Below are 7506 nucleotides of genomic sequence, written 5' to 3'. Positions count from 1 at the left end.
GCCGTCGCCGCGGGCGACCGGCTGGCCGTGCTGGAGGCCATGAAGATGGAGCACAGCCTGACCGCCGCCGCCGATGGCGTGGTGGCCGAGGTTCTGGCCCAGGCCGGCGATCAGGTCGAGGCCGGCGCACCCCTGATCCGGCTGGAGCCCGCCGATGGCTGAACGCGTCAACATCTTCGAGATGGGCCCCCGCGACGGGCTGCAGAACGAGAAGCGGCTGATCCCCACCGCCGACAAGATCGCCCTGGTCGACCTGCTGAGCCAGGCTGGCTTCGAGGACATCGAGGTCACCAGCTTCGTCCCCGCGGCTTGGGTGCCGCAGATGGCGGACGGGGCCGAGGTCATGGCGGGCATCACCCGCCGCCCCGGCACGCGCTATGCGGTGCTGACGCCGAACCTGCGCGGCTATCAGGCGGCGCGGGCGGCGCGGGCCGACACGGTCGCGGTCTTTGCCAGCGCCTCGGAGGGATTCAGCCGGGCGAACCTGAACGCCACCATCGCCGAAAGTCTGGCGCGGATGGCCCCCGTGGCAGCGCAGGCGCAGGCCGATGGCATGGCGCTGCGCGGCTATGTCAGCGTGGTGACCGACTGTCCCTTCGACGGGCCGGTGGCGCCGGCCGCCGTGGCCCGCGTGGCCGCCGCGCTGCGCGACATGGGCTGTCAGCAGATCAGCCTGGGCGACACGATCGGGCAGGGCCGCCCCGAGACCATTGACGCCATGCTGGCCGCCGTGCTGGAGGAACTGCCCGCCGACCGATTGGCCGGGCATTACCACGACACCGCCGGGCGGGCGCTGCAGAACGTGGATGTCAGCCTGGAGCGCGGGTTGCGGGTGTTTGACGCGGCCGTGGGCGGCCTGGGCGGTTGCCCCTATGCGCCGGGTGCGGCAGGCAATGTCGCGACCGAGGCTCTGGCCCGGCACCTGGACGCGCGCGGCTTTGCGCATGGGCTGGACATGGAGATCATCACCCGCGCCGCCGCTATGGCCCGCGCCCTGAGGGAGGCCCCCGATGCCTGACACCATCCGCATCGACCGCGACGACCGTGGCGTGGCGACCCTGTGGCTGACGCGTGCGGAAAAGCACAACGCCCTGTCCCGCCCGATGATGGACGAACTGACCCGGGCCGCCGCCGATCTGGGCGCGGATGCGTCCGTGCGCGTGGTGGTGGTGGCCGCCGAAGGCGGCAGTTTCTGCGCGGGCGGTGATCTGGGCTGGATGCGCGAGCAGATGGCCGCGGATGACGCGACGCGGCGCGAGGGGGCGCAAGCGCTGGCCGGGATGCTCTCGGCGCTGAACCTGCTGCCCAAGCCGGTGATCGCGCGGGTTCACGGCAATGCCTTCGGCGGCGGCGTGGGCATGATGGCGGTCAGCGACATCGTCGTGGCCGCTGATACTGCGCGGTTTGGGTTGACAGAGGTCAGGCTGGGCCTGATCCCCGCGACCATCGGCCCCTATGTGCTGGCCCGCATGGGCGAGCCCGCAGCGCGGCGGGTGTTCTTTTCGGCGCGCCTGTTCGATGCCGCGGAGGCGGTGGATCTGAACCTGGTGTCGCGCCGGGTCGCGGCGGCGGATCTGGATGCGGCGGTGGAGGCCGAGCTGGCCCCCTTCCTGCAGGCGGCACCGGGGGCGGTCGCGGCAGCCAAGGCGCAATGCCGCGCGCTTGGTCCGCGCATCGACGCCGCCGTCATCGAGGACAGCATCGACCGCCTGGTCGCCGTCTGGCAGGGCGCCGAGGCCCCCGAGGGGATCTCGGCCTTCTTCGAGAAGCGCAAGCCGGCCTGGCAGTCCTAGAACAGCCGCATGATCGAGCTGCGCAGCTGATCGACGGCCAGCGCGGCAAAGGCCAGCGTGCAGATGACCAGCAGGATGTTGGTCAGAGGCTTGTTGCGCCATTCGGCGGGTACGCGGTCGGTGTTCAGGATCCACAGCAGCGTGACCGACATGAACGGCATGAACAGCGCGCCCAGCACGCCGTAAGCCAGGATCAGCAGCACCGGCTGGCCCAGGAACAGCATCGCCATGGGCGGGATGGTCAGCCAGACGATGTAGGCGCGATAGTAGCGCCCGCCCGCCAGGCGGTCGGGATGGGCGTGCGGCTTGCCCTGCACATGGCCCATGAAGTCCGCAAACATGAGGCTGACCCCGTTCCACACCCCGATCAGCGAGCTGAACGATGCCGCGAAGAATCCGATCAGGAACAGCTTGCTGAGCCAGGGTCCATAGCGCTCACCCAGGACGCGGGACAGGTCGACCATGCCCTGATCACCGCCGCCGATGGCGATGCCCGCAGAGTAGAGCAGTTCCGCCCCCACGATCAGCGTCGCCACGACGAACAGGCCGGTCACCAGATAGGCGACCGCGTTGTCGATGCGCATGACCGACATGAAGCGCGGGCTGTCCCAGCCCTTCTCGCGCAGCCAGTAGCCATAGGCCGCCAGAGTGATCGTGCCGCCGACCCCGCCCGCGACGGACAGGACGTTGATCATCGCGCCATCCGGGATCATCGGGGCAAGGCCGGTCAGGACCTCGCCAAGGTTGGGCAGGGTGGCTGCGGCCGCCAGGACCATGGCGATGAACATCAGGATGACCATCGCGGTCAGCACCCGTTCGAACAGGTCGTAGCGGCCCGACCAGACCAGCGCCAGGCCCAACAGGCCCGACAGGATGCCCCAAGCCGGAACGCCAAGGAACGGCATCAGCGAGGTCAGCGCCAGCCCCGTCCCGGCCATCGCCGCCGCGCCATAGACAAAGCCCCAGATCACGATGTAGGGGCCGAAATACCAGCTGGTCCATTTGCCAAGCGTGCTCCATCCCTCGAAGATGGTGTTGCCGGTGGCCAGGCTGTAGCGGCCGGCACCCTCGACCAGCACGATCTTCATGATGCAGCCCGCAACGACGGCCCACAGCAGGGCATAGCCGTATTTGCTGCCCGCGACGGTCGTGGCGATCAGGTCGGCCGCGCCGACGCCGGTTGCGGCCACGACCAGGCCTGGGCCGACCAGGCTCCAGCGCGGTTCGGCTTGGGGGCGATTGGGTGGTGTCATCTGTCCTCATCCCTAAATGTCCGCGCAAACCATGACGCGAAACTGCAGGATGCGCAAATGGCACAAACGGAAAACCCCGCCGCGCGGGTGCGCAGCGGAGCGTTCAGGTCACCGATGTCGGGCGATCACATGCCCTGGTACAGCGGGAAGCGGGCGCAGAGCTGGCTGACCTCGGCGCGGACCTTGTCCTCGACCGCGGCATTGCCCTCCTCGCCATTGGCGGCCAGGCCGTCGACGACCTCGACGATCCAGCGGGCGATCTGGCGGAACTCGGGCTCGGCAAAGCCGCGGGTGGTGCCTGCGGGCGCGCCAAGACGGATGCCCGAGGTCACGAACGGCTTTTCAGGGTCGAACGGCACGCCGTTCTTGTTGCAGGTGATGTGCGCACGGCCCAAGGCGGCCTCGGTCGCCTTGCCGGTCACGCCCTTGGGGCGCAGGTCGGCCAGGCACAGGTGGTTGTCGGTGCCGCCCGACACGATGTCGATGCCGCCCTTCATCAGCTCGTCCGCCATGGCGGCGGCGTTCTTGACGACCTGCGCCGCATAGGTCTTGAACTCGGGGCGCAGCGCCTCGCCAAAGGCCACGGCCTTGGCGGCGATCACGTGCATCAGCGGGCCACCCTGCAGGCCGGGGAACACGGCGCTGTTGATCTTCTTGGCGATGTCCGCGTCGTTGGTCAGGATCAGGCCGCCGCGGGGACCGCGCAGCGACTTGTGCGTGGTCGAGGTGACGACATGGGCATGCGGGACGGGCGAGGCATGCGCGCCGCCCGCGACCAGGCCCGCGATATGGGCCATGTCGACCATCAGATAGGCGCCGACCTCATCCGCGATGGCGCGGAAGGCGGCCCAGTCCCAGCTGCGGCTGTAGGCCGTGCCGCCCGCGATGATCAGCTTGGGCTTGTGCTGGCGGGCGCTTTCGGCAATCGCGTCCATGTCCAGCTGATGGTCCTGCGCACGCACGCCATAGCTGACGACGTTGAACCACTTGCCCGACATGTTGACCGGCGATCCGTGGGTCAGGTGACCGCCCGAATTCAGGTCCAGGCCCATGAAGGTGTCGCCCGGCTGCAGCAGTGCCAGGAACACGGCCTGGTTCATCTGGCTGCCGCTGTTGGGCTGGACGTTGGCGTATTCGCAGCCGAACAGCTGCTTGGCACGCTCGATCGCCAGGTTCTCGGCGATGTCGACGTACTGGCAGCCGCCGTAATAGCGCTTGCCCGGATAGCCCTCGGCATACTTGTTGGTCAGGACGGACCCCTGAGCCTCCATCACGGCGCGGCTGACGATGTTCTCGGAGGCGATCAGCTCGATCTCGTCGCGCTGGCGGCCCAGCTCTTGGGTGATCGCCTTGGCAATGTCGGGGTCACGGCTGGCCAGGGTTTCGGTGAAGAAGCCGTTGTCGCGGGTCGGTGCGTTCATCGGTCTTTCGTCCTTTTTGGGCTGGGGCGGCTTGAGTTTGCGTCTTTTAACGCAACGTCGCGCATGCCGAAAGTGACAAAACGACCCGCATCCCGCCCGTTGCGACGCGCTGCGGAATGCGCTTGTCATCATGTCTGTCGCGCGTGATGGTGCGGGTCCATCACGGGACAGGACGGCCGATGACACGCAACGTGCATTTCACCGCAAGCCACGCCGAGACCGCCCGGGCGGCCCTGTCCGTGCTGACGGCGCGCTATGGCCAGGCCCCGCTGGCGGAGGCCGACGTCGTGGTGGCCCTGGGCGGGGACGGGTTCATGCTGCAGACCCTGCACGCGACGCAGGGTCGGGGGCTGCCGGTCTATGGCATGAACCGTGGCACGGTGGGGTTCCTGATGAACGCCTATGCCGAGGACGACCTGACCGACCGCCTTGCCCTGGCCGAGGAGACGGTCATCAACCCGCTGCGCATGCGCGCCACCTGCGCCGACGGCACCTGCACCGAGGCCCTGGCGATCAACGAGGTCAGCCTGCTGCGCGAGGGGCCGCAGGCCGCCAAGCTGCGCATCCATGTCGACGGGCGGTTGCGGATGGAGGAGCTGGTCTGCGACGGTGCGCTGGTCTCCACCCCGGCGGGATCGACGGCGTACAATTACTCCGCGCACGGGCCGATCCTGCCGATCGGATCAGAGGTGCTGGCCCTGACCGCCATCGCGCCCTTCCGTCCGCGCCGCTGGCGGGGGGCGCTTCTGCCCAAGGGTGCATCCGTGGTGATCGAGGTGCTGAATGCTGACCGCCGCCCCGTCATGGCCGATGCCGACAGCCGTTCTGTCCGCCACGTGACGCAGGTCGAAATCCGCAGTGCCGACGACATCCGTCACCGCCTGCTGTTCGATCCGGGCCACGGGCTGGACGAACGCCTGCTGCGCGAACAGTTCGTCTAAGGGGGCGTCAGCCCGCGCAGATCTGCTGCAGCGCCAGCCACTGTTCGTCGGTCAGCAGGCGGGCAGGCGTGGTTCCCTGACGGATTGGGTCGGCCTCAATCAGCGGCAGGACAGCGGCGCCGGTCGGATCGATGCTGCGCGCATAGGGTTCGGTCGACAGCCCGCGTTCCGCAAAGGCCGGGGGCAGGCTGGCCAGGTCGGGTCGCGGCAAAGACTGCGACAGCAGCGTCTCTCCATAGCCCTGCATCGCGTCGCGCGAGAGCGTGCCAAGCGTCATCAGGCGCAGTGAGTTCATCAGCCCCGCATGCCGCAGCGCATCCAGCGTCGCCTGCTTGTCCTCGACCGCCAGACGGGCGGCGATCAGGTGACCGGCAGAGGCTTCGGGCCCGGGGGTGGTGGCCAGCAGGTCGTTGCCCAACACGTAAAGATCACCCGGCAGGCGACGCGCCCCGTTGAGCGGCGCGGGCACGACCTGCACCAGCGCCTGGTCGCCGATCAACTGGGGTGCGATCCAGTCCAGCACCTGCTGGCCCGACCGGCGCCGGCAGACGGCACCGGCGCTGTGCTCCAGATCGGCCAGCACGGCCAAACCGATTGTTCGCGCCTGCGCGGGTGGAGCGATCCGGGCCGCATGGCGGATCAGCGCGTCGGGCAGCCAGAATGTCAGGGCAGCCAGCATGGCGACCGCGCCCAGCACCGTGACGACGCCCCGCAGGCGGCCCGGCACGGCACGGTGGATGGCGATGGCCCGTTGAACGCGCTCGATCCCCTCGATCATCAGCGGATCGTCGATCTCGACGGTCTCGTCGGGTGCCTGGCCGTTCGGGGTATAGATCGCGGGCAGCTGTCCCGGATTGATCCGCGTCACCGCAGGCAGCGACCAGTGCGACAACGGCCGGTCAGATTTCGGGTCCATCATCGTCAGCGTCGCGGCGCCCACCGAGACGATGACCTCGCGCAGCCGTGATTCGGGCGTCTCGCGCCACGAGCCCTGCGCCTCAAGGCGCTGGAATTCAGTCAGGGCAGTCACGGGGGCGGGCATGGTCTAGGGTCGTCCTGCAGGGTGCCCAGACCATAGCGACGCGCCGCGTTGCGTCAATGCAGCGCGGGTCACTCGACCGTATCGGCGATCCGCATGCCCTTGTCGCGGGCCAGGGTGCGCATCCGTTCCTGCAGCTTCTCGAACGCGCGCACCTCGATCTGGCGGATGCGTTCACGCGACACGCTGTAGCGGCTGGAAAGGTCCTCCAGTGTCATCGGATCGTCGCGCAGACGACGCTCCATCAGGATGTCCTTCTCACGCTCGTTGAGTGCATCCATCGCGTCGATCAGCATCTGGCGCCGGGTGTCCAGCTCCTCGGATTCCGCATAGGCCTCGGCTTGATTGGCGTTCGTGTCCTCCAGCCAGTCCTGCCACTGCGCCGACGATTCGCCATCGCCCGACCCGACCTGAGCATTCAATGAGGCGTCACCACCGGAAAGCCGGCGGTTCATGTCGACGACTTCCTTTTCGGTGACGTTCAGTTCGGTGGCAATTTGGGCGACGTTCTCGGGACGAAGATCGCCTTCCTCCAAGGCTCCGATCTTGGACTTGGCCTTGCGAAGGTTGAAGAACAGCTTCTTCTGCGCGCTTGTGGTGCCCATCTTGACCAAGGACCAGGACCGCAGAATATATTCTTGGATCGAGGCGCGGATCCACCACATCGCATAGGTGGCAAGGCGGAAGCCACGTTCCGGGTCAAACCGCTTGACCGCCTGCATCAGGCCGACATTCGCCTCGCTGATCACCTCTGCCTGCGGCAGGCCATAGCCGCGATAGCCCATCGCGATCTTTGCGGCCAGACGCAGGTGACTTGTGACCAGCTGATGCGCGGCATCGCTGTCCTCATGATCGGCCCATGCCTTGGCCAGCATGTATTCCTGTTCGGGTTCCAGCAGCGGAAACTTGCGGATCTCCTGCAGATAGCGGTTCAGACCCTGTTCCGGGCTTGGGGCGGGAAGATTTCCATAAGTCGCCATGATGTTCGCCTTTCGCAGAGACCGGTTAACGCAGCGTCGAACAGCCCGGTTCCGGGACAGAATGCCGCATCCGCGCGGG

The 7506-nt window shown here is 67.8% G+C and carries 8 protein-coding genes; 4 read left to right on the top strand and 4 right to left on the bottom strand.

Annotated features, from left to right (window positions below):
- From GBO37_RS09425 to GBO37_RS09415, 3 genes are all read left to right on the top strand, one after another.
- On the top strand, positions 1 to 162 hold a 162-nt coding region (locus tag GBO37_RS09425; protein ID WP_252928602.1), incomplete at its 5' end, for an acetyl-CoA carboxylase biotin carboxyl carrier protein subunit.
- A complete protein-coding gene (locus GBO37_RS09420) occupies positions 155 to 1018 on the top strand; it encodes a hydroxymethylglutaryl-CoA lyase (protein WP_252928596.1) in 864 nt (287 codons plus the stop codon). The genes GBO37_RS09425 and GBO37_RS09420, both read left to right, overlap by 8 nt.
- A complete protein-coding gene (locus tag GBO37_RS09415; RefSeq protein WP_252928594.1) occupies positions 1011 to 1793 on the top strand; it encodes a crotonase/enoyl-CoA hydratase family protein in 783 nt (260 codons plus the stop codon). The genes GBO37_RS09420 and GBO37_RS09415 overlap by 8 nt, the downstream gene beginning before the upstream one ends.
- Here the strand turns inward: GBO37_RS09415 and GBO37_RS09410 are convergent.
- Together GBO37_RS09410 and glyA are read right to left on the bottom strand one after the other, a co-directional pair.
- Complete coding sequence (locus tag GBO37_RS09410) at positions 1790 to 3046, bottom strand: Nramp family divalent metal transporter (protein WP_045999154.1); 1257 nt, start codon at positions 3044 to 3046, stop codon at positions 1790 to 1792. The genes GBO37_RS09415 and GBO37_RS09410 overlap by 4 nt on opposite strands.
- A gap of 125 nt (positions 3047 to 3171) precedes the next feature.
- Entirely contained in the window at positions 3172 to 4467 is a 1296-nt protein-coding gene (gene glyA, locus GBO37_RS09405) for a serine hydroxymethyltransferase (RefSeq protein WP_139085068.1), read from the bottom strand.
- A 116-nt stretch (positions 4468 to 4583) separates the two neighbouring features.
- Between glyA and GBO37_RS09400 the strand changes: the two genes are divergently transcribed.
- The gene (locus tag GBO37_RS09400) at positions 4584 to 5408 is read left to right on the top strand and encodes an NAD kinase (protein ID WP_371927535.1); all 825 of its coding nucleotides are present in this window, start codon (positions 4584 to 4586) and stop codon (positions 5406 to 5408) included.
- 7 nt (positions 5409 to 5415) lie between these two features.
- On the opposite strand, the gene GBO37_RS09395 is transcribed toward GBO37_RS09400, so the two are convergent.
- Positions 5416 to 6450, bottom strand: a complete 1035-nt coding sequence (locus GBO37_RS09395) for a hypothetical protein (protein ID WP_252928592.1) — start codon at positions 6448 to 6450, stop codon at positions 5416 to 5418.
- A gap of 68 nt (positions 6451 to 6518) precedes the next feature.
- Positions 6519 to 7427, bottom strand: a complete 909-nt coding sequence (gene rpoH, locus GBO37_RS09390) for an RNA polymerase sigma factor RpoH (protein WP_045999157.1) — start codon at positions 7425 to 7427, stop codon at positions 6519 to 6521.
- Positions 7428 to 7506: the final 79 nt, after the last annotated feature.

This window comes from Paracoccus sp. 08 (assembly GCF_024105395.1).
GTDB classification, from domain to species: Bacteria; Pseudomonadota; Alphaproteobacteria; order Rhodobacterales; family Rhodobacteraceae; genus Paracoccus; species Paracoccus marcusii.
The sequence above is the reverse complement of the archived record's forward strand: the minus strand, read 5'-3'. Positions and strand labels throughout refer to the sequence as shown.